At 60.9% G+C, this 21,189-nt stretch carries 19 protein-coding genes; 5 read left to right on the top strand and 14 right to left on the bottom strand.

What is annotated here, in order from left to right; translation table 11 throughout:
- Positions 1-26: 26 nt before the first annotated feature.
- On the top strand, positions 27-476 hold the full coding sequence (locus tag JDEN_RS01250) for a hypothetical protein (RefSeq protein WP_015770553.1): 450 nt from the start codon (positions 27-29) through the stop codon (positions 474-476).
- Here JDEN_RS01250 and JDEN_RS01245 read toward each other — a convergent pair.
- Together JDEN_RS01245 and JDEN_RS01240 are read right to left on the bottom strand one after the other, a co-directional pair.
- The gene (locus JDEN_RS01245) at positions 470-1,006 is read right to left on the bottom strand and encodes a hypothetical protein (RefSeq protein ID WP_015770552.1); all 537 of its coding nucleotides are present in this window, start codon (positions 1,004-1,006) and stop codon (positions 470-472) included. The two genes, JDEN_RS01250 and JDEN_RS01245, sit on opposite strands and share 7 nt — an antisense overlap.
- A gap of 56 nt (positions 1,007-1,062) precedes the next feature.
- Complete coding sequence (locus JDEN_RS01240; protein WP_015770551.1) at positions 1,063-1,968, bottom strand: SDR family oxidoreductase; 906 nt, start codon at positions 1,966-1,968, stop codon at positions 1,063-1,065.
- 82 nt (positions 1,969-2,050) lie between these two features.
- On the opposite strand from JDEN_RS01240, the gene JDEN_RS01235 reads away from it, so the two are divergent.
- Both JDEN_RS01235 and JDEN_RS01230 read left to right on the top strand, forming a co-directional pair.
- Positions 2,051-2,440, top strand: coding sequence for a DUF7882 family protein (locus JDEN_RS01235; RefSeq protein ID WP_015770550.1), 390 nt, complete (start codon positions 2,051-2,053; stop codon positions 2,438-2,440).
- Entirely contained in the window at positions 2,441-2,764 is a 324-nt protein-coding gene (locus tag JDEN_RS01230; protein ID WP_015770549.1) for a DUF7882 family protein, read from the top strand.
- A 55-nt stretch (positions 2,765-2,819) separates the two neighbouring features.
- On the opposite strand, the gene JDEN_RS01225 is transcribed toward JDEN_RS01230, so the two are convergent.
- The 5 genes from JDEN_RS01225 to JDEN_RS01205 form a co-directional block, all read right to left on the bottom strand.
- Positions 2,820-3,473 carry an SRPBCC family protein gene (locus JDEN_RS01225; RefSeq protein ID WP_015770548.1) on the bottom strand — a complete coding sequence of 218 codons (654 nt, stop codon included), beginning with the start codon at positions 3,471-3,473 and terminating at the stop codon, positions 2,820-2,822.
- 115 nt (positions 3,474-3,588) lie between these two features.
- The gene (locus tag JDEN_RS01220; protein ID WP_015770547.1) at positions 3,589-5,184 is read right to left on the bottom strand and encodes an ABC transporter ATP-binding protein; all 1,596 of its coding nucleotides are present in this window, start codon (positions 5,182-5,184) and stop codon (positions 3,589-3,591) included.
- The gene (locus JDEN_RS01215; RefSeq protein ID WP_015770546.1) at positions 5,181-5,987 is read right to left on the bottom strand and encodes an ABC transporter permease; all 807 of its coding nucleotides are present in this window, start codon (positions 5,985-5,987) and stop codon (positions 5,181-5,183) included. The genes JDEN_RS01220 and JDEN_RS01215 overlap by 4 nt, the downstream gene beginning before the upstream one ends.
- Positions 5,980-6,930 (bottom strand): ABC transporter permease, encoded by a 951-nt coding sequence (locus JDEN_RS01210; RefSeq protein ID WP_015770545.1) that lies wholly within the window; start codon positions 6,928-6,930, stop codon positions 5,980-5,982. Before JDEN_RS01210 ends, JDEN_RS01215 begins: the two co-directional genes overlap by 8 nt.
- Before the next feature lie 5 nt (positions 6,931-6,935).
- Positions 6,936-8,591 (bottom strand): ABC transporter substrate-binding protein, encoded by a 1,656-nt coding sequence (locus JDEN_RS01205; RefSeq protein ID WP_015770544.1) that lies wholly within the window; start codon positions 8,589-8,591, stop codon positions 6,936-6,938.
- A gap of 175 nt (positions 8,592-8,766) precedes the next feature.
- On the opposite strand from JDEN_RS01205, the gene hrpA reads away from it, so the two are divergent.
- Positions 8,767-13,074 carry an ATP-dependent RNA helicase HrpA gene (gene hrpA, locus JDEN_RS01200; RefSeq protein ID WP_015770543.1) on the top strand — a complete coding sequence of 1,436 codons (4,308 nt, stop codon included), beginning with the start codon at positions 8,767-8,769 and terminating at the stop codon, positions 13,072-13,074.
- Positions 13,075-13,082: 8 nt separating this feature from the next.
- Here hrpA and JDEN_RS01195 read toward each other — a convergent pair whose 3' ends face one another.
- From JDEN_RS01195 to JDEN_RS01165, 7 genes are all read right to left on the bottom strand, one after another.
- Positions 13,083-13,445 (bottom strand): DUF488 domain-containing protein, encoded by a 363-nt coding sequence (locus JDEN_RS01195; protein ID WP_015770542.1) that lies wholly within the window; start codon positions 13,443-13,445, stop codon positions 13,083-13,085.
- 97 nt (positions 13,446-13,542) lie between these two features.
- Positions 13,543-14,514 (bottom strand): ROK family protein, encoded by a 972-nt coding sequence (locus JDEN_RS01190; RefSeq protein WP_015770541.1) that lies wholly within the window; start codon positions 14,512-14,514, stop codon positions 13,543-13,545.
- A complete protein-coding gene (nagB, locus tag JDEN_RS01185) occupies positions 14,499-15,281 on the bottom strand; it encodes a glucosamine-6-phosphate deaminase (RefSeq protein WP_015770540.1) in 783 nt (260 codons plus the stop codon). Before nagB ends, JDEN_RS01190 begins: the two co-directional genes overlap by 16 nt.
- Before the next feature lie 14 nt (positions 15,282-15,295).
- A complete protein-coding gene (locus JDEN_RS01180; protein ID WP_015770539.1) occupies positions 15,296-16,111 on the bottom strand; it encodes a carbohydrate ABC transporter permease in 816 nt (271 codons plus the stop codon).
- Complete coding sequence (locus tag JDEN_RS01175) at positions 16,108-17,100, bottom strand: carbohydrate ABC transporter permease (protein WP_015770538.1); 993 nt, start codon at positions 17,098-17,100, stop codon at positions 16,108-16,110. Before JDEN_RS01175 ends, JDEN_RS01180 begins: the two co-directional genes overlap by 4 nt.
- Positions 17,101-17,186: 86 nt before the next feature.
- Positions 17,187-18,425, bottom strand: a complete 1,239-nt coding sequence (locus JDEN_RS01170) for an extracellular solute-binding protein (protein WP_015770537.1) — start codon at positions 18,423-18,425, stop codon at positions 17,187-17,189.
- A gap of 46 nt (positions 18,426-18,471) precedes the next feature.
- Complete coding sequence (locus tag JDEN_RS01165) at positions 18,472-19,629, bottom strand: ROK family transcriptional regulator (RefSeq protein WP_015770536.1); 1,158 nt, start codon at positions 19,627-19,629, stop codon at positions 18,472-18,474.
- Between the two features lie 92 nt (positions 19,630-19,721).
- Between JDEN_RS01165 and JDEN_RS01160 the strand changes: the two genes are divergently transcribed.
- Positions 19,722-21,161, top strand: a complete 1,440-nt coding sequence (locus JDEN_RS01160) for a family 20 glycosylhydrolase (protein WP_015770535.1) — start codon at positions 19,722-19,724, stop codon at positions 21,159-21,161.
- The last annotated feature ends 28 nt before the right edge of the window (positions 21,162-21,189 follow it).

Here is a 21,189-nt window from a genome sequence, read left to right as displayed (position 1 = left end):
AAGCGGCACACGATCGAGGAGGGGTTATGTCTCACCGTGTTGGGGTGTGGGGTGTCATGGCAGCAGTGGTGATTTCTGGTGCGCTTGCTGGGTGCGCGGAAACGAGCGCGGAGTTGGATCGGTTGCGCGAGCAAGCATCGGAGCACGTGGATGATGTGCGTTCCCAATCGGAGGGGTTGTGGGAGCAGGCTCAGGGGTTGAGTGATCAGGTTCAACAGGCGGCGTCTGCGGCGTCGAAGGATGCGTCTGCGGCGGCGGATTCGGTGTCGAAAGCGTTGGATGCGGTGGAGCAGGGGCATGCCGATGCTCAGCAGCAGGTTGATGCGGCGCGGGGCGCGGTTGAGGAGGCTCAGGCCCGTTTGGAGGAGCTTGCACAGCAGGCGACCCCTGAGGAGTTGGCTCAGTTGGAGGCGGAACGGGATCGGGTGGCTGCGTTATTGGAGCAGTTGAAGGCTGATGTGGAGGCGGCTCAGTAGCGGGTGACGTCCCAGTGGTGGTGGACGAGTTCGTGGAGGAGGTAGAGCCCGAGTGTGGTGGCGGTGAATTCTGCTCCGTCTGATCTCTGCCCGGTGCGGGCGTGTTGTGATGCGCTGAGTTGGGCGTATCGGGTGGCTGCGTGGTCGGCTTTTGTGGTGAGTGCCGATGCGAGGGTCACTGGGTTGTTGAGGTGGTAGGCGCCTGTTGTGGCGGCTTCGTCTTGGTCCCAGTTGGGGAAGGTGGGGTGGTCGGTGCTGAGGATGAGGGTGAGTCGCGTGTCCATGACGTCGAACACGTCGTTGAGGTGTCCTGCGTATTCGAGGGTGGACCAGGTGTGCGCGTTGGGGCGGTGTGCGGCATTGGGGCGCTGAAGGAGGGTTGGCCAGGTGGTGACTGACCCGGTGATGTGGTGGGGCAGGTTGTCTGTGGTGATGTCGCTGGGGTTGAAACCGCAGTCGGGGCACCGTGTGGTGGTGACCCACGTCCAGTCTTTGGTGTCGTTGAGTTGGTGCGCGGGTGTGTTGCTCACGGTGCCCCTCCTGTGGTTCGTCACATAAAAACGATCTTCTTGTGACTATAGCGTGACTACAGTCCTTTGCCTCCCGTGACCGGAACGATAGCCCCGGATATGTAGGACGCATTGTTCTCTGCGAGGAACACGTAGGCGCTGGCAAGTTCGGCCGGTTGACCGGCACGACCTAGTGGGGTGTCGGCTCCAAACTCTGTCAGGTCCCACTCGGTACCCGGGATCAGCGGCGTCCAAATCGGCCCTGGAGCGACCGCGTTCACCCGAATGCCCTTGGGGCCAAGTTCTTGGGCAAGTGCCTTGGTGAATCCCACCTGTGCAGATTTTGTCATCGCGTAATCAATGAGGTTGGGTGAGGGATTGAATGCTTGGATCGATGTGGTGGAGATGATGGAGGATCCTGGTGGCATGTGGGGGACAGCTGCCCGCGCAATCCAGAACATGGAGTAAATGTTTGTTTCGAAAACACGCTGAAATTCTGCGGTCTCGAGTGAATCAATTCCCTCGCGATCCTTTTGGTACCCGGCGTTGAGCACAAGGATCGTGAGTTTCCCGAGGGTGTTGCGTGTTTCTTCGACACTGCGTGCACAGAATTCCTCGTCACGCACATCTCCTTCGAGCAGGAGACAGGTGCGTCCCGCATCGACAACTGCGCGCCGGGTTGCTTCTGCATCGTCTTTTTCTTCGGGGGTGAAGATGATGGCAACGTCAGCACCTTCACGGGCGTAGGCAATGGCAACTGCACGACCGATGCCGGAGTCACCCCCGGTAATCAGCGCTGCATGACCGTCAAGTCGTCCGGTACCACGGTAGGTTGTCTCCCCATGGTCGGGGGCAGGTGTCATCTCATCGGTGGTGGCAGGCTGGTCTTGTTCTTGTTGGGGGAACTTCGCTGAGTAAAACCGGCTGCGTGGATCCTCGAGAGCGGCGTGGTGTGCCTCTTGATTGGAGTGTCCTGCTGGCATGCTCAATCACCTTCCCTGCGTGTGTTGCTGCTCATGAACAATTCACCTTGTTGTGAACCTACAACTGGGGTTGAATGACCCCATGGGTTATCTGACATATGCTGGCGAAGACTACGAATTTGAGGACCGGTTATTGGCCCACGTGAAGATCGCCATGGCTTCCAAGTTACGTCGAAACGAGAGTTTCTTCCTGAATTGGAAAGCTGACCCCTCGGCAGGTATGGGACGTTTTTCTTTGTGGATCTCGCCCTCGATTCCGCTCACCTTTCGGTTCTCAGGGTCACGACCACCGGAAATGAATCAAACATGGCTCGAAATCATGGCGGAACAGTCACATACTCCTGGTGGCCTCATCATCATGACGGAAGCCGAAGCCGCACAAATAGCGCAAAAACGCGCTACAGCGAACCTGCCTTCACACAACGAGTTACCACCACTTACTCCTGCCCCCTCATCCCCCGAGGAGCCCTAAATGGGTCGCTTCCGCTACGGAACACCGCCGCTGGACTACGAATTTGACGACCGCACTTTAACCCACCTTCGGGTCGTCCTCACCGCAAAAATGCGGCGAAATGAGGACTTTCTCATGAGTTGGCGCGAGGGAGATAGTGAACGATCCTTGTGGATCGCTCATACCATCCCCATGGTGTTCGAGTTTGACGGATTATCTGACAACGCTATGAATCGTGACTGGATTGGGATCCTTGTGCAGACAGCAAACTCTGCTGGCGGGCTCATTGTGACCCCTGAACCACCGGCTACCCCCACCCAGCCGCAGCGGGGGCGAACTCGCTGACCCGCCCCCGCCGCTTCTGGGACAAAACGCGTTGTCTTGTGGTGGCCGACACCCTCTAGACGCGCTGGTTACCCCGCCACTGATCAAGGTGGCGTTCTTGTTGTGCCCGGAGCGCATCTTCCGTTTCAGGATCCAATTCACGGTGAATTGGTTCTTCAGGAGGTCCGGGGTGAACGGGCCGCTCTGGCTGAGCAGGTTCGTGAACCTCGGTGGAATCGGGACCTGGGCTAGTTGGTTGAGACATGGCGTGCTCTTTCTTCGGGGTGATAGTGCCTCGCCATAAACCAGTTGCATCGCCTCGCCCCTCAATGAAGTCTTTGAAGTTGTGGAGTGCTTTGTCCACTGCTGCACTGTCGCGCCCGAACATGGCACCTACGTTTTCAATGACTCCTTCAGGCTCCCACTCCAATGCCACCGTCACCTCGGTTTGTTCTGGAGCGCGTTCCTGAAACTCCACAACACCGGTATGCCGTGGGGTCTCGAGTGACGTCCAGACGATCCTGGCATCTGGCTCTTGGTGAATCACTTCCGTCTGGTAGCGTCGTTCGACTCCGCCAATGGATATGACCCATTCATTGTGTTTGTCATCGAGTTGGATGACTTCATCGACAGGGTCGATAAATGTCGGGAAGTCTTCCAGCTGTGTCCACTGGTTGTACGCCTGGCTCAGTGGAACATCGACCGTGATTGTCTGAGTGACCGTTGTCATCGTTCCCTCCTTCGTTGTGGCGTCACGTGGTATGACTCTTCCACCCTGTCAACAACGCTGTGGGGGTTCAAACTGGGCTGGGGGCGTTGACAACTCTTCACTCAGGAGCGTATGCTCACGCGCTCGCGTAGCGCGTGCTGGCAAGAATGTCTGCGGTCGCACCCTGATCGACCACTGACCCGCGGTGCAGCACGGACACCGTGTGTGCAAGACGAGCCACAACCCGGATGTCGTGAGTAATGAGCAGTATCGCGAGACCACGTTGTGTGCGTAGCCGGTCCAGAAGATCCAAGATGCGTGCTTGCACCGTGACATCAAGCGCCGATGTTGCTTCATCACAGATGAGAAGATCAGGGTTGCCCGCTAACGCACGGGCGATCGCAACACGTTGGCGTTGCCCACCCGACAGTTCATGGGGGCGACGGGTAAGCAGGTCAGAGGTGAGGGACACATCGGCAAGTGACTGTTCCAGCGCCTGTGTTGGTACGGTCCGCGGACGACGCGGGTTGTGGCCTTCAGCGAGGATCCGCGCCACGGACCAACGCGGGTTCATGGTGGAGGTGGGGTCTTGTGGCACCCAGCCCAGCCGCACTCCAGCAGGAATATCAATGGGGGCTGGGCCTGCATCTGGAAGAGCGCCCCGAGGAGTGCGATGCGGCTGGTCGGGGGCGTCAAGTCCCAAAATGAGGCGGGCGAGGGTCGATTTGCCGGACCCGGATTCGCCGAGCAGCCCGTGGGTGACGCCTTTGCGCAGGGTGAAGGACACATCGTTGACCGCACGGGTAGGGGCACTGTGGGCACGATGGAAGGTTTTGCTCACACCAGTGAGGGTGAGCACGGGGGCGAGGTGAGGATCAGTCGTTGGTGGCGCGGGTGGCGTGGGCACAGCCGATGCGGCCGCTAGTGCTGCCCCCGGCGCACTGCTCGGGTGGGTGGCAATTGTGGGTGTGGGTCCCTGTTCGACAACACGACCATTGTGGAACACGAGGGTGGTGTCAGCGAGGTCACGAACAAGGGAAAGGTCATGACTGACAATGATCACGGCGGTTCCTTGTGCAGCGATGGTGCGCAAAAGGGCCATGATGGCGCGTTGGGTGGTGTGGTCAAGTGCGGTGGTAGGTTCGTCAGCGATGAGAATGTCAGGGGTTGCGGACAGCCCGGAGGCGATGAGGGCTCGCTGTCTCATTCCGCCGGATAGTTCGTGGCTGTGCGCCGTGAGGTAGTGGGTGGGGGTGGGGAATGCAGCAGCGGTGAGGGCGTCGGTGGCAATGGTGGCCCGCTCGCGACGGGTGAGTCGGCGGGGGGTGTGGATGGCTGCGGCCTCGGACACTTCCTCGCGTAGTGTGCGCAGCGGGTCCAGTGACACGAGAGCGTCTTGAGCGATGTAGCCGATGCGCGCCCCCCGGACGGTCCGCCACGTTCGTTGCGGTGCAGGCGTGGGGTTGGACAGTACAGTGTCACCAAGCGTGATGGTGCCGTGTGCCTGAAGTGGGGTGGGAAGCAAACCAATGAGTGCCTTAGCGGTGAGAGACTTGCCGGCACCGGACTCACCAATGAAGGCCACACACTCCCCGGGGTGCAGCGTGAAACTCACATCGTCTACGAGGGACCCGTCTGAGCTTGTGATGGTGAGGTTTTCGACGGTGAGTGCAGGAGTCGTCGCGCCTGCCTGCGTCGGGATACCTGGGGTGTGGTTCGGGGTGGCGGTCATGAGGGGCTCCCCCCGGCAAGGGCTTGCTGCAGTGGTCGGGCAAGTGCCGTGATGGCAACAACTGTCGCAGCAAGCACAAGACCGGGGAAGAAGGTGATCCACCACCCGTTGGCGAGTTGGTTTTTCCCCTCGGACATCATGACACCCCATTCGGGGGCTGGTGGGGCGATTCCTAGTCCGAGGAAGCTGAGCCCTGCGGCCGTGACAATCGCTGATCCGAACCCGATGATCGCGAGCCCAAGGAGCGCGGAGGTGACGGGTGGGAGGACGTGGCGGACGATGGCGCGGACCCGTGGGACACCGAGGGTGGTGGCAGCATCAAGAAGGGGTGAGGTGCGGTGTTGGTGGGCGGTGACGCGGGCGAGGCGCGCATAGGCGGGGATGATCGCGATGGTGACCCCCAGTGCGACCGGCAGGGGCCCTTTGCCGAGGATTGCAACAACGAGTAAGGCAAGGAGAAACTCGGGGAAGGCCAGCAGGATCGTGACGATGCGGGAGACACTACGGTCCACCCAGCGTGGGGCGAGCCCCGCCACGGTTCCCAGGACACCACCGATGATCATGGCGATGAGGACTGCACGCAACCCCACCAGGACGGAGTCGCGTGCGCCGTGCACAACACGCGCATAAACGTCGCGCCCGGATTGGTCGGTGCCAAACCAGTGCTCGGATGAGGGTGGGGCAAGAACGGTGGTGGGGTCGGTTGCAAGTGGGTCGGTACTGGTCAGAAGGGTTGGGGCGATCATGGCGAGGAGAACCCAGCCTATGACGAGGGCGGCGAGGAGGAGTCCAACTTTACGCATTGGCGGACCGGGCACGGAGGCGGGGGTCAACAATACGGGCGATGATGTCGACCATGGTGTTGATGGCGATGAACGCCACTCCGCTGAGGATGACGACGCCCATGATGACAGGCAGGTCGCGGCCGCTGATTGCGTCGAGGGTGACCCTGCCTATTCCGCCGCGGGCGAAGATCGTTTCCACGATGACGGCCCCACCGATGAGCGTGCCCACAATGTACCCGGTGATGGTGAGGGTGGCGGCGAACCCGTGGCGCATGAGGTGGTGTCGGGTGAGGTGGTGAGGTGATGCGCCTCGCGCGAGGGCGGTCAGTGCGAAGGGTTGGGTGGCGGCGGTATCGAGGCCGGTTCGCAGGATTTGAGCCATCACTCCGGCGAGGGGGAGGGCGAGGGCAACGGCGGGGAGGATGAGGCGTTGAGCGTCGGTTCCTCCCACGATGGGAAACCACCCGAGTTGGTAGGAGAACACTGATGCCAGGATGAGGGAGGTCCAAAACACTGGTGCGGACACGGCGAGGAGTTCGCTGGTGTCGGCGATGCGTCGCATCCAGCCTCGTCGGGTGACAAACGCTGCCGCGAATACGACGAGGGCGGCGAGGGCGAGGGCTGCGGCGGCGAGGGCGAGGGTGGCACCGAGTTGTTCGGTGATGATGGCAACCACGGGTCGGTGTTGTTGGTAGGACATCCCCAGGTCGCCGGTGAGCACACGGCTGATGTAGGTGAGGTATTGGATGTGGAGGGGTTGGTCGAGTCCGAGGTCAGCGCGGATGGTGGCGCGGGCTTCGGGGGTTGCTGAGGACAGAGGGCCAAGCATCACGTCAACGGGGTCGCCGGGCACGGCAGTGAGGACAACAAATGCCAGGGTGATCGCACCGAGGAGGGTTGTTACGGCGTTGCCGAGGTATCGGGCGATCACCCAGGCGGTTGTGGTGGCGTGGGTGCGCACCGGGGTTACTCCGCGATGCTCACCCCGTGGAACAGGGGCCACCCGTATCCGTCGAACGCGATTCCGGTGATGGTGGTGTTCCACGCGGTGGTGAACTGGGGTGCGTACAGCGGGATCATGGCGACGTTGTCGACGTTCCACTGTTGGATGGTGGCGTACACCTGCTCGCGTTGTCGTGGGTCGGTGGCGGTTGCGGCGTCCACAAGGAGTGCGTCGAGGTTGTCGTCGGCAACGGTGGTGGCGTTTTGGTAGCCCTGGCTGTGGAGGTGTTGGCGAAGAACGTCGGCGTCGAGAGAGGCGAATGCCCAGTCGGTGACGTCGAAGTCGAGGATCATGCCGTCTTCTTCGGTGAAGTAGCGGGCCTGGTATTCGGGTCCTTCGACTACTTCATGAACGAGTTCAATACCGACGTCTTTGAGGTCGTCAACGAGGAAGGTGACCAGGGCGCGGCGTTCGTCGGGGTAGGGCAGCCATGACAGCCATTCAATGGTGAGGCGTTCCCCGTCCTTTGTGCGGTACCCGGCGTCGTCGTAGGTGTCCCATCCTGCGTCGTCCAGGAGAGTGTTGGCGCGGTCAAGGTCACGTTCCCAGGTGCCTTCGAGGGCAGGGTCGTAGGCGTTGACGGTGGAGGGGCTGAGGATGGACCACACGCGCTCGTAGGAGTCACCGAGGGCTGCGGGGACTGCCGCATCAAGGTCAAGGGCCAGTTGCATGGCTTGACGGACTTTACCGTCAGACAGGGGACCATGGGACCAGTTGAGGATTGCACTGTAGGGCAGGCCAGGGCTGGCGACGGAGTGGACGGGGAGGTCACCAAGTTGGGTGAGGGCGTTGTCGGTGAGGTCCACCGACACATCTGCTTGCCCGGATTGCAGCGCACCAACACGGGTTGCTTCTTCGGGCAAGATCCGCACGGTCAGTGAGTCAATGTCGGGTTGTGCTGCTAGGGGTTCTCCATCAACGTCTCGCAGTTGTGGCCCCCACGCGTAGTCGGTGTTGGGAGTGAACACGAGTTTTTGTTGTGGGGTGTATTGGGCAAGGACAAACGGGCCGGTACCCACGGATACCTCGGGGCCGCCTGCGCTGATGTCGTCTTGGGTGGCGGACTGCAGCACTGCGGGTGAATAGAACCCGGTGAACGCCGTGGTGAGGTTGGTCAGGAGAGGAGCGAAGGGTTCACTCAAGGTCAGTTCCACCTCAAACTCGCTGGTGGCGTTCGCTCCGGTGAACAGGTCGCCACCGATCATGGCAAGTGCTTGGGCAGAAGCTGTTTCGGGTGCGGCGATGTGCTCGAAGTTTGCGACAACAGCGTCAGCGTTGAACGGTTCCCCATCATGGAAGGTGACGTCCTCACGCAGGGTGAACGTGTAAGTAAGGCCGTCCTCGGAAATGTCCCAGGCGGTGGCGAGCCAGGGCACAAACTCTCCGGTGTCGGGGTCCAGCGCGAGAAGGGAATCGAAGACGTTGCGTTGCACGTAGGCGGACACGTCAAGTTGGCTGGAGTGCGGGTCCATGTGCCCGTTTTCGAGGTTGCCACCGGCGATCGCGAACACGACGTCACGTTCGACGGGGGGCGCATCAGCCGCGCACCCGGTGGCGGCGAGAAGGGCACCAACAAGGATGGTGGCGGCGGGGATCAGTCGGGCACGGCGGCGAGCCATGGACACTCCTCAATTCTTCGTCGTGCACGCTGGGGGCGCGGGATTCCCCCATTCAGTGCGTCTGAAGCAAGCCTAGGCAGGAAGGGGACGTCCTGGGCAGGGGGGAAAAGAGAGGTTCTCCTCACATCTGCGGTTGGCGAAAAGGCCATGCGCAAGGTGGTTGGTCCCTGCGACAATGGGAATGATGTCCAGTCCGCGTTCTCATTCCGCTCCTCGCCGCCGACGCCCGCCGCGTCCGCGCACCGATCACCCTTCGTTCGCTCACGTGAACCTTGCGGCGTTGGCGGAACGCGCGCAGAAGCGGTCACGTGTTGACGTGGGGACGATCACCTACCCGGAGTCGTTACCGGTGTCAGCGCAGCGGGAACGAATCGCGCAGGCGTTACGTGAGCATCAAGTGATCATTGTGGCGGGGGAAACCGGGTCGGGAAAAACCACGCAGATCCCAAAAATTGCGTTGGAATTAGGCCGGGGTCGGGCCGGGCAGATTGGGCACACTCAGCCACGCCGTATCGCTGCACGGTCAGTCGCAGAGCGGATCGCCGATGAGCTGGGCACCCAGATCGGGAAGATCGTGGGGTATCAGGTTCGGTTCACTGACGAATCGAGCGAGGACACCCTCGTCAAGGTCATGACGGACGGGATTTTGCTCGCGCAAATCCAACGTGACCCGCAGTTACTCGCATACGACACGCTCATTATTGATGAGGCACATGAACGATCATTGAACATTGATTTCTTGTTGGGGTATCTGACGAACCTGCTTCCGCAGCGCCCGGACCTGAAAGTCATCATCACGTCCGCGACCATTGATTCCGCCCGGTTTGCTGAACATTTTGCGTCACCTGGCCCGAATGGTGAACGTGGCCCTGACGCGGTAGCGTCTGGGTTGGCAACGCCAGCACCGGTCATTGAAGTATCAGGGCGCACCTACCCGGTTGAAATCCGGTACCGCCCGTTGGATGGCGAGGCCCTTGGTGTAGCCGATGGTCAAGGGAACCGCAGCAACGACGACCCTGATCTCATGACCTCACTGTGTGCGGCCACTGACGAACTCATGCTCGAAGGCCCTGGGGACATTTTGGTGTTTCTGTCGGGGGAACGCGATATTCACGATGCGCACGATGCACTGACCGCGCACCTGGGTGCGCGTGCCACTGACCCGCGTGACCCTGGGTACACCGAAATCGTGCCGTTGTTCGCCCGGTTGTCTGCTGCAGAACAGCACCGCATTTTCCAGTCGCATAGTCACCGACGCATAGTCTTGGCCACAAATATTGCGGAAACCTCGTTGACGGTCCCGGGTATTCGTTACGTGATTGACCCGGGAACTGCCCGTATTTCGCGGTACTCCAAAACAACAAAAGTGCAACGCCTCCCCATTGAACCGATCTCACAGGCGAGCGCCAATCAACGCTCGGGCAGGTGTGGTCGTGTGGCTGAAGGTATTGCCATCCGGTTGTACTCGCAGGAGGATTTCCAGGCTCGCCCCGAGTTCACGGAACCCGAAATTTTGCGCACATCGTTGGCGTCAGTCATTTTGCACATGGTGTCCGTAGGGGTGGTGCGCACACCGGATGACATTGCTTCCTTCCCGTTTGTTGACCCCCCAGACACCAAAGCAGTGCGTGATGGGGTGGCGTTGCTTCAGGAACTGTCAGCGTTATCGTCGGGGAAGCGGGGAACAACATTAACCCCGGTGGGCCGACAACTTGCGGCGCTCCCCATTGACCCCCGCCTGGCACGCATGATCGTGGAAGCGAATCGCCGTGGCGTTGCCGGTGAGGTGCTCATTATTGCGGCAGCGCTGTCCATTCAAGACCCACGTGAACGCCCCGCTGAGGTGCGCGACGAAGCCGATACGTGTCACCGTCGTTTTGTGGAAGGGCGCTCTGATTTCCTCACCTACCTCAACATGTGGGAGTACGTGCGCTCCCAACAAAAAGCGTTATCGTCCTCGGCGTTCCGCCGCATGTGTCGGCGCGAGTACCTGAACTTTCTCCGCATCCGAGAATGGCAGGATGTGGTCTCCCAGTTGCGGGACATGGCCCGGCCCTTGGGGATCACCGTCACACACCGGTCCGCACAACCCGTCGGTGATGCACTAACCACCAGTGAAGACACATCAGTGGACACCCGGTTTGTGTGGGACGGGGAAGCGATCCACCGATCCATTTTAGCTGGGCTACTCTCCCAGATTGGGATGCAGGAAAGCACAGACGTTTCAGCGACCCGCAAAGGCAAAGACGCAGCCCAAGACCGCCGGGCGGCACGCATGGCTCGCAACGAGTATCTGGGTTCACGCGGCACAAAATTCGCCATATTCCCTGGTTCCTCACTGTCCCGCAAACCCCCTACCTGGGTGATGGCTGCGCAATTAGTGGAAACGTCCCGGCTGTGGGCTCGCGACGTCGCGGCCATCGAACCGGAATGGGCCGAAGAACTCGCCCAAGGCATCGTGAAACGCACGTATTCAGACCCAGCGTGGTCCACCAAACGAGGCGCAGCCATGGTCCGAGAAAAGGTCATGCTGTACGGGGTTCCCATCGTCACCGAACGGCCAATCCTCTACTCCCACGTTGACCGCGACGCCGCACGGGACATGTTCATCCGCCACGCACTCGTTGACGGCCAATGGACCACCCACCACGCATTCTGGCGGCACAACAAAGCTGTCATCGCAGAGGTCGAAGAGTTCTATGCCCGAACCCGCGCCACCCAACTAGAGGTTGACGACACAGTTCTCTACGAGTTTTACGATGCCCGCCTCCCCGACTCTGTCGTATCCGCCGCCCACTTTGACCGCTGGTGGAAAGACACCCGAAAAACAGAACCCACACTGTTAGACCTCCACCGCGACGACCTCCTCCCCGCAGTCGATGACGAACAAGTCGACGCCCTCTACCCCACCTCCTGGCCACAAGGTGACCTCACATTCCCCATCACCTACTCCTACACCCCAGGCCACAGCACCGACGGGTTAACCGTTCACATCCCGATTGAAGTACTCAACCGGGTAGAAGCCGGCGGATTCGACTGGCTCGTCCCCGGGCTCCTCACCGAACTGTGCATCGCCACCATCAAATCACTACCCAAAACGTGGCGACGGCAACTCGTCCCCGCCCCCGACACTGCCCGAGCCATCGCCACCTGGCTCACCGAACGCCACCCATCCTGGGCTGACCTTGTCCGCGGCGGCAACCACGCCCCACAATTCCACGCCGAGTTCACCCAAGCGGCCTACGCACTACGATCCGTGGATATCCCCGCTGACGCCTACACCCCGCACACCCTCCCCCCACACGTGCGCATCATGTTCTCCGTGGAACACACCGTCAACCGGGGGCGTCGCACAGTCACTGAAGTACTCGACCAATCCCCCAGCCTGGAACACCTCCAACGCACACTGTCTTCCCACGCGCAAGAAGCAGTCGCCTCCGCTGTGCACACCGCCGTCAGCGCCGCCCTCGCCGAAGCCCGCGCCGCCGCCACACCCACCCCAGTCCCGACCGGCTCAACCACCACCCCACGCACACCTGTTCGCGCACAACACCACGCATCGACAAGCACACCACCACCCGCACCGGCCCTTGCCGACAGCTCCGACATCGTCACCGACTGGCCCACCGCCTACCCCACCATCCCCCTTATCCTCGACGGCACCGGGCCCGGCGGATTCGCTGTGCGCGGGTATCCCGCGCTCGCGGTCCACCCTGATGGGGTTCGGTTGGATGTGCTTGCCCATGACGCTCAACAGGCCACCATTCACGGGCAGGCTGTGGTGGAGCTTGTGGTCGCTGCGACTGCTCTCAGTACGAGCCGGATCAGTACCCGCTGGTCACCGCGCCAAGCGTTGGTCATGTCGACGAGTCCTTACCCGACAACCGATGCGCTGATCACTGACCTGCAACGTGCCGCGATCCGTTCGTTGCTCCCTGACGCTGGCACCATTCGTGATGTGGACACGTACCGGGAGCGGGTGGTCCAGGTGCGGGCGCGTATTGAGGATGAGACGTACCGGATAGCTGGGGATGTTGCTGCTGCTCTGACCGCTGTCAAGGACTTGGATGCGGCGATTAAGCAGCACACGTCGTTGGCTCTCCTGGCGACCCTCAACGACATTCGTGCGATCCGGGACGCTCTGATTTACCCTGGTTTCATTTCCCGCACACCCCCGGATCATGTTCGTCACCTGGTGCGATACGTGCGAGCGCAGATTCACCGCCTTGATAAGGCGGTGGATTCTGTGCACCGCGACCAGGAAGTGAGTTGGCGGTTGGCGGAGGTCACCCGGATGTACGATGCGGCTGTCGCGTCTGCGTCCGCCTCCCCTCACGGGGTGTCCGAGCAGTTAGCGGATGTGCGCTGGATGATTGAGGAGTTGCGGGTGTCCATGTATGCCCAGCAGTTGGGCACGGCACGGACTGTCTCGGAGAAGCGTGTCCTTAAGGCGATCACGGCAGCCGCTCCGCCCCCGCGGTAAGACCTCGGCTACGGCGTGTCGACGCTAGTGAGATAGTCACGCACAATCACTGCGTGGTTGTGTTCGGTGTCTTTGGCCGCATAGAGCAACGTCACCGTGTCGTACACGCGCAGCGCGGCTGTGACCTCATGAACGGCCGCGTTCGTGGCGAGTTCCCGGCGATACCGGTGCGCAAATTCGTCAAAGTCTTGGGGTTCATCATGGAACCATTGTCGTAACTGGGTACTGGGGGCTATGTCTTTGGGCCACATGTCAATGTGGGCGTCACTTTTGGACAGTCCGCGTGGCCATAACCGGTCCACGAGCACCCTGAACCCGTCATTGGGGTCTGGTGCCTCGTACACCCGCTTGAGTCGGTATGTCCCAGCCATACCCCTACGATAGGGGCCAGTCCCGGATGTGGCTCGTCGAAGTTCGTCGTCATCATCCACACCCGGTTCTGGCCCCACCGTGTCAGCGCATCATGCGTCACACAATCTGGTCCAAGGCGTGCAGGGCAACCCCGAGCACACCGGCGCGTTGCCCCAGTTGAGCAGTCACAATCTCTGGAACGGACGCGACCCGTGTCTGCTCCACCAAATGCGCACGCACTGAATCTGTGAGCACCCGGCCCGCCTGGGATAAACCACCCCCCATGATGATCCGGGTGGCCCCCACAGCAATTGTCACGGCCAACAACCCGTGCGCAAGGTAGCGGGTGGCATCGTCCCACACATCTTTCGCGACCGGGTCGGTGCCCAACGCAGCCACCACATCCCGTGACGTCAACGCATCTGGCCCATCCGGGTCGACACCACGGGCAACACTGTACCGGCGTCCAATGGCACGCGCGGAGCTCATCAACTCCAAACACCCTCGCTGACCACACGAACACAACGGCCCATGCACATCAACGGGCAGGTGCCCGATCTCCCCTGCTGGTTGCCTGCCCCCACCAGGGAGCACACCCCCAGTGACCAGATGACCACCAGAGGTAATGGACGCGGCAATACCTGTTCCTAAGAACACGGCAATGACATCATCACAACCACGCCCGGCACCTAAGCGTTGCTCCGCTGCACCCGCAGCGGTCACATCGTGAGTTAAATACACCGGGAGCCCCACCGCTGCCTCAATGTCAGCGCAAATAGGTCGGTTCACCCACCCCACGTTTGACGCAAGTGTCACCACACCACGGTCAGTGTCCAGCACGCCAGGAACACCCAACCCGATGCCTGCAACAAGCGCGCGAGTCGGTTCGTCAAGTGCCCCTAGCAACGTGCGACACAACGTGATGATGGTGTTCACGGCCCCGTCGCCGTCCCCAGACGGGGTCGGCAACGACGCCTGCGCGAGTGGTTCACTCAGAGTCCCTGAACCCCAGCGCAGCACTTCACCACGGCTGTTGGTGCCACCAATATCGAGTGCCAGGACAAGAATGTCCGTTACCACTTCTGCCATGACGGTTTCCGCTCAAAGGAGGTGCGATAGTACCCAGCATGCTCCAGCAAACTCGCCGCCGCCTCATCAACGCAGACCGTGACATGCGGGTGCCACTGCAACACAGAAGCCGGACACGACGCTGACATGGGCCCTTCCACCATCGCAGCGATAGCTTGCGCTTTGGCTTGCCCTGTTGCCATCAACACCACCCGCCGCGCATCAAGGATTGTGTCCAACCCTTGCGTGAGCGCGTGAATGGGGACCTCATCAAGCGACCCAAAGAACCGGGCATTATCCGAACGTGTTTGGTCGGTCAGAGTTTTGATGCGGGTCCGCGATTGCAACGAGGAACCAGGCTCATTAAACGCAATATGGCCATCGGTGCCGATCCCGAGGATCTGCACATCCACTCCACCCAACTCGGAAAGGACTTTCTCGTAACGTTCCCCCGCGTCCATGGCACGCGCCGGGTCCCCATCCGGGGAGAACACCCGCGCATCGTCGATATCAACGTGACGAGTGAACTCCTGCCGAATCACCTCGTGGTACGACTGCGGGTGATCGGGTGGTAACCCCACATACTCATCCAACGTCACCGCACTGACGTGCGCAAACGACACACCTTCGTCACGGTGGGCGCGAATCAGTTCAGTGTAGAGCGGCAACGGGGACGACCCGGTGGCCAACCCCAACACGGGGTGGTCTTTGCTGCGCACCACGTCACGCACCATCGAGGCCGCATACAACGCCAATTCCTCGGCGCTTTGGCCAATCACAACTTCCACAACACTCGCCTTTCTCAGCCCTTGACCGCGCCTGACACCAAACCAGATGTCATGCGGCCCTGGACAATCATGAAGAACACAATGACGGGAACAGCCACGAGCACAGACCCAGCCATCACCGCAGGCCAGTCAGTGGCCTGATTCGACTGGATCGCAAGCCCTCGCAACCACAACGGCAGCGTCCTATTGGACGGGCTCATCATGACGGTCGCGAGCGTGAACTCATTCCACGCTTGCAAGAACGCGTACACCCCTGAGGCCACCAACCCAGGGGCCAACAAAGGGAACGTAATCGTGAAGAACGCCCGGGTTCGTGAACACCCATCGATCATGGCTGCTTGTTCCAGGTCCGCAGGGATTCCGTCAACAAACCCGCGCAGCATCCACACGGTAAACGGCAACACGGCAGCCACATACAGGAGCGACAGCCCGGCAACAGAGTTGAGCAAACCCCACCCCTGCAGCATCTTGTACTGCGAAATAAACAACGCCTCAGCGGGGATCATCTGCACGATCAAAATCGTCAAAATGAAACCCTTACGGCCAGCAAACCGGAACCGAGACACCGCGAGCGCGGCAAGGAACGCAAACAGAAGCGCCACGATGACTACGAGGAGGGTGACGCGCAAGGAGAGGAACATTGAGTTCCAAAAGTCGGGGGTGAGGACCCGGGTGAACGCGGAGATGTCGCCTCCGGCAGGGAAAAATGTGGGGGTGGAGCTGCGCGACTGGGAGACTGGGAGTAGCGCGGTGTTGATCATCCAGTAGACGGGGAAGATCCACACCAGTGCGAGGATGACCGCAACAAGGTTGGCAGCACGGCGGCTCATGCGTCGGCCTCCTTAAAGAGGGAGCGAACGTACCCTGAGGTGACGATCAAGGTGAGGATAAGAACAAAGAGTGCGACTGCGGAGGCGAGACCGTAGTCCGATTGGGAAATGCCGAGCCGGTAGATGAACGTCCCGAGTAGGTCAGTTTTGGAGGCGAGCCCGCCGGCTCCTTGGAGGTAGAAGATTTGGGTGAAGACCCGCAGGTCCCAAATGATTTGGAGCATGGTGACCACGGAGAGCACGGGCATGATTGTGGGCAGGATGATGTGGCGGAATCGTTGCCACCCGCCAGCCCCGTCGAGGGCTGCTGCTTCGAGGACTTCTTCACTGACTTGGGTGAGCGCCGAGTAGACGGAGAAGACCACAAACGGAACTGACATCCACACCACCACGACGGTGGCGACAAAGAAGAAGGACAGCGGGTTGGTCAGCCAGGAGTGGCCGGTGAAGTCACCGCCGAGTCGGGTGAGGATCCAGTTGATGACCCCGTAGTCGGAGTTGAACAACCATTCCCACACGGTCATTGCCGCGATGACGGGCATGGCCCACGCGAACAGGAGCGCGGTGGAAAGGATGAGCCGGAACGTGGTGGACGTTTTGGTCATCAGGGTGGCCAGGGCTGTCCCGATGATCATGGTGAGGGAGGCGTTGACGAAGCAGAATGCTAGGGATCGGGCGATGACTGCCCAGATCGCTTTGTCCGTCAGGAGGGTGACATAGTTGTCGACTCCGACCCATTCGGGTGGTTTGGTGCCGAGCTGTTGTGCTAACCCGAATCCTTGGAATGACATGATCACTTGACGGCCTAGGGGGTAGGCGAGCGCCAGGATCAGTGCGACAAGGACGGGGATGAGTAAGAGGTAGGGGGCGATGCTGCGTCGCCGGTGTCGTACGGGTAGTTCCTCGTTGCGGTGCCCGGGCGGGACGGGCTGGGGCGAGCGAGGTGGGGCAGCCGGGTGGGCGAGTGCGTCGCCCAGCGTTTTCGGCATGGTTCCTCCAAGGGCAGGCCACAGTGCGGGGTAGGGATAGCAATCCAGGGGGAGGTCGGTCCCCTACCCCGCACCGAGTGTGTGGGTTAGTTCAGGGCGTCGGTGATGATCGCGTCGTACTTCGCTGCGATGTCGGTGACGTCCCCGCCTTGAGCGATTTCGAAGAAGAGTTCTTCCATGGTTTTGGTTTCTTCGAATGCGGCCCAGTTGGGTGATGCTGGTGTGATTTTCCCGTTGACTGCTGATGCGGCGGAGGCTTCTTTGACTGGGTCGCCTACTGCGAGGTCAGCGTGTTGTGGGTAGATGGTTGTCAAACCGGCTTCAGCGAGGATGAGTTGGTATTCCTCGGAGAGCATGAGTTCGAGAACTTTTTCGGATGCTGGCTGGTTTTGTGAGGCAGCGGAGATACCGATGTTGGAACCACCGAGGAAGACGGGGGCTGAGCCGCCGTCAACGCCGGGGAGCGCGAATGCTGACCAGTTGGGTGATTGGTCGGGGTCGATGAGTCCGGCAGCCCACCCGGGTGCGATGAACATCGATGCGCGGCCTTCGTTGAAGGGGATCCAGGTGTCGGCGTCTGTGGCATCTTTGGGTGCGTTGGTGCCGTGAGCGTAGAGCTCTTGGACTGCGGTGAGTCCTTCAATGGAGGCTGGGCTGGATAGTTGTCCTACCCATTGGCCGTCTTCGTAGGTGGCGATTTCTCCGCCGTGTACGAAGACCCAGGAGATTGCGTTACGCCAGTCTTGTCCACCCAGGTAGAACCCTGAGTTGTCTTTTGTGTTGAGTGTGGTGGCAAGGTCGGTGAGTTCGGCGAGGGTTTTTGGGGGTTCTTTGACCTTGTCGGTGTCGTAGAACACGACACGGGAACCGGCGTAGTAGGGGGCCGCGTAGAGGGCGCCGTCAACGGAGCCACCTTCGACCATGCCTTGCAGCATGAGTGAGTTTCCGCCGACGCGTTCCCACACATCGGTGATGTCAGCGAAGCCACCGGCGTGGGTGAAAGCTTGGACCTGGGTGTTTCCCAACTCGACAATGTCGGGGGTTTGGTTTTCGTCACCGAGGGAGGTGGTCACCTTGGACAGCAAGTCGCCCCAGCCGATTCGTTCGACGGTGACATCAATGTCAAATTGGTCTTTGGCTTCGACTTTTAGCCAGGTGACGGCGTCTTCTGGGGTGTCGGTTTCTCCTGCCAACCATACTGTGACTTCACCGCCTACCTCGGCGGTGTTGTCTGGTGATGTGTCGGGGGATGCATCTGAGTTGGAGCACGCTGTGAGAGCAAGTGCCGCTGCAGCCCCGAGGGCCGCGAGCTTGGTCAACTTCATTGTTGGTATCCTTTCATATGGGCTGTCCCATGGTTGAAGTCATGGTTTAGGACAGTCCGAGTTCACCTGCTAGGACGTGGGCAGCAGCGCCGTGGAGGACGCCATCGCTGCCCAGCGCAGAAAGCCGTGTCGTCACGTTCCGGTCAAGGAAGTGACTCGTCGTGGCGTTCACAGCTTCCTGTGTCGCCCTGAGGAACGGCTCAGTGAGCAGGTCCTCAGGGCCTAGCAGGGCAACATCAAAGACACCCAGGGTTTGGGCGACGGGTGCGATGACCTGTCCGAGTTGTTGCCCTGCACGTTCGAGTTCGTGCGTTGCACGATCGGGGGTGAGCCCTGCCAGGCGTTCGCGGAGGCGTGGGGCTGCAAGGTAGGTTTCGAGGCAGCCTGTTCGGCCGCAGGAACAGACGATGTGTTCGTCACTGACGCGGACGTGCCCGATTTCTCCGGCGGTTCCCTCTGGGCCGCGCAGGAGGTGGGAGTCGCACAGGATTCCAGCACCGACACCAAGTCCGATTTGGACGAGCATGAGTCCGTTGGCGTCTCCAGCACCGAAGGTTGATTCAGCGAGGACTGCGGTGTCCGCGTCGTTGGCGACGTAGGTGGGAAGGTGGAGTTCGTCGTGGAGGTGGCGGGCGAGTTCAAGGTCACGCCATCCGAGGTTGGGGGCGTTGCGTACGGTGCCTTCTGCGCTGACGATACCGGGGGTTCCTACCCCGATCCCGAGCACTGGCACGGTGGCGTTGTCAATGAGACGATGAGCCAGCTGGGTGACTTTGGTGACGGCGGTGTCGCCGCGGTCGTCACCGAGTTCAATGGCGTCGCGGTAGAGGATGTCACCATCCAGTGAGGTGATGGCGCCGCGAAACTCTGTTTCTCGTGAGAGGTCGAGGCATACGAGCGCATGTGAGGTGTAGTCCACGGTGACGAGGGTGGCGGGTTTCCCCACCCGGGTGCCAGGGCGGGTGCCGACCTCCTCAACGAGTTTGCGGTCGAGGAGGTCAGCAACGACATCAGAGACGGTGACACGGGTGAGCCCGGTGGCGCGTGCGAGGTCGGCACGGCTCTTGGGTTCTGATTTGTACAGGTGAGAGAGCAACAATGTGCGGTGGAGGTGGCGCACATCAGCGGGGAGAACTTTTGCACTCTCGGCGCCTGAGCGCACTTGGGGTGCTCGGCGTGCTGTACTTCGTGTCGGTGATGCCATAATGTAAGTACACCTTACTTACTAATTGTGGTCAAGCCTTCACCCGCACCAACTTGGTCACGATGTCATCACGACGCGAAGGAGCCTCGACGATGCCCGTCCACATCATTCCCGCACCCCAACACCTCACCACCACCAGTACGCCATTACCCCACCTCACGCACGACGAATACGCTAGGCTCACCGCGCATCTGACATCGTGGGCACCCCACGCAGCCGCCCACCTCACTGCTGTGGTGTCCGCGCACACGGACACTCTGGTCAGCACGTCAACAGACCACACCCCCCGCACGATCAACACCACCCTCAACACCGACCTCACCGCAGAAAGCTTCCAGCTCACCGCCACACGCGACCACATTGCCCTGACCGCCGCCGACCAAGCAGGAGCCTTCTACGCAATCAACGCGCTCATCCAAGCGTTACGCACCCCAGGAGTCGAAGGATTCACCGCACACAGCACCCCCACCTACCCCACACGTGGGGTGATGCTTGACCTCGCACGGCACTTTTTCGGCGTGGACACCATCACCAGTGTTATTGATGTGGCCAGCGCTTACGGGCTGAACCGCCTCCACCTCCACCTCAGCGACGACCAGGGGTGGCGCATCGAGATTGACGGGCACCCGGCGCTCACGGAACGGGCATCAGCGAACGATGTGGACGGCGGGGCGGGCGGGTACCTCACCCTCGCGGATTACGAGGCGATCCAAGAGTACGCTGCAGCGCACGCCATGATTGTGGTGCCCGAGATTGACCTGCCGGGCCACACGCATGCCCTGCAAGTCGCCTACCCTCAGGTGTCACCGAATGGGAAACCGCGTGAACCTTATGCGGGGATTGATGTGGGGTTCTCATGGGTGCACCTCACCGCTGACGCCACCTGGGAACTCCTTGATGACATTGTGGGCAGCCTGGCGCGCACCACCCACGGCGAATACTTGCACGTGGGCGGGGATGAGGTGAAGCAGGTTTCCCGCCCCGAGTATGAACAGTTCATGGGCAGGCTCGGTGAACTCGTCGCGGCGCACGGCAAAAAACTTGTGGTGTGGCAAGAGGCGGCAGGCTCACCACTACCGCAGGGCACCCAAGTGCAGTACTGGACACACGAGTTCAACCAAGACAACCTGGCACAACTGGCCACACACACCGGTGTTGAGGTGATTGCGTCACCGGCTTACCACACCTACCTTGACCTGAAACCGGTCCCTGACTTTCCGTTGGGATTAACGTGGGCGGGGCTGGTGCCATTACGAGCCGCATACGAGTGGACGCCTGCTGCGGCGATGCCGGTTATCCCCAGTCGCATGATCACAGGAGTGGAAACCTGCCTGTGGACAGAAACAATCCGCACACCCCACGACATCATGACGATGCTCCTCCCACGCCTACCCGCAGTCGCCAGCGTCGCATGGGGATCACCCGTGGACTACCCCCAATTTGTCCACGCCATCGCCACCCACCACCACACCTGGTGGCACCCCAACGGCTGGACCCACTACCCTGACCCCGACGTCCCCTGGCAGCAATGACACACCACATGACCAACTAGACCACACG

Origin of the sequence: Jonesia denitrificans DSM 20603 (genome assembly GCF_000024065.1) — a bacterium.
Taxonomy (GTDB): domain Bacteria; phylum Actinomycetota; class Actinomycetes; order Actinomycetales; family Cellulomonadaceae; genus Jonesia; species Jonesia denitrificans.
This window is presented reverse-complemented; position numbering and strand designations above follow the sequence as displayed.

Bases quoted from the DNA above. Each gene is read 5' to 3' on its own strand.
- JDEN_RS01250 (WP_015770553.1), top strand. From the start codon at position 27: ATGTCTCACCGTGTTGGGGTGTGGGGTGTCATGGCAGCAGTGGTGATT.
- JDEN_RS01240 (WP_015770551.1), bottom strand. From the start codon at position 1,968: ATGCCAGCAGGACACTCCAATCAAGAGGCACACCACGCCGCTCTCGAG.
- JDEN_RS01235 (WP_015770550.1), top strand. From the start codon at position 2,051: ATGGGTTATCTGACATATGCTGGCGAAGACTACGAATTTGAGGACCGG.
- JDEN_RS01230 (WP_015770549.1), top strand. From the start codon at position 2,441: ATGGGTCGCTTCCGCTACGGAACACCGCCGCTGGACTACGAATTTGAC.
- JDEN_RS01225 (WP_015770548.1), bottom strand. From the start codon at position 3,473: ATGACAACGGTCACTCAGACAATCACGGTCGATGTTCCACTGAGCCAG.
- JDEN_RS01220 (WP_015770547.1), bottom strand. From the start codon at position 5,184: ATGACCGCCACCCCGAACCACACCCCAGGTATCCCGACGCAGGCAGGC.
- JDEN_RS01215 (WP_015770546.1), bottom strand. From the start codon at position 5,987: ATGCGTAAAGTTGGACTCCTCCTCGCCGCCCTCGTCATAGGCTGGGTT.
- JDEN_RS01205 (WP_015770544.1), bottom strand. From the start codon at position 8,591: ATGGCTCGCCGCCGTGCCCGACTGATCCCCGCCGCCACCATCCTTGTT.
- hrpA (WP_015770543.1), top strand. From the start codon at position 8,767: ATGGGAATGATGTCCAGTCCGCGTTCTCATTCCGCTCCTCGCCGCCGA.
- JDEN_RS01195 (WP_015770542.1), bottom strand. From the start codon at position 13,445: ATGGCTGGGACATACCGACTCAAGCGGGTGTACGAGGCACCAGACCCC.
- JDEN_RS01190 (WP_015770541.1), bottom strand. From the start codon at position 14,514: ATGGCAGAAGTGGTAACGGACATTCTTGTCCTGGCACTCGATATTGGT.
- JDEN_RS01180 (WP_015770539.1), bottom strand. From the start codon at position 16,111: ATGAGCCGCCGTGCTGCCAACCTTGTTGCGGTCATCCTCGCACTGGTG.
- JDEN_RS01175 (WP_015770538.1), bottom strand. From the start codon at position 17,100: ATGCCGAAAACGCTGGGCGACGCACTCGCCCACCCGGCTGCCCCACCT.
- JDEN_RS01170 (WP_015770537.1), bottom strand. From the start codon at position 18,425: ATGAAGTTGACCAAGCTCGCGGCCCTCGGGGCTGCAGCGGCACTTGCT.
- JDEN_RS01165 (WP_015770536.1), bottom strand. From the start codon at position 19,629: ATGGCATCACCGACACGAAGTACAGCACGCCGAGCACCCCAAGTGCGC.
- JDEN_RS01160 (WP_015770535.1), top strand. From the start codon at position 19,722: ATGCCCGTCCACATCATTCCCGCACCCCAACACCTCACCACCACCAGT.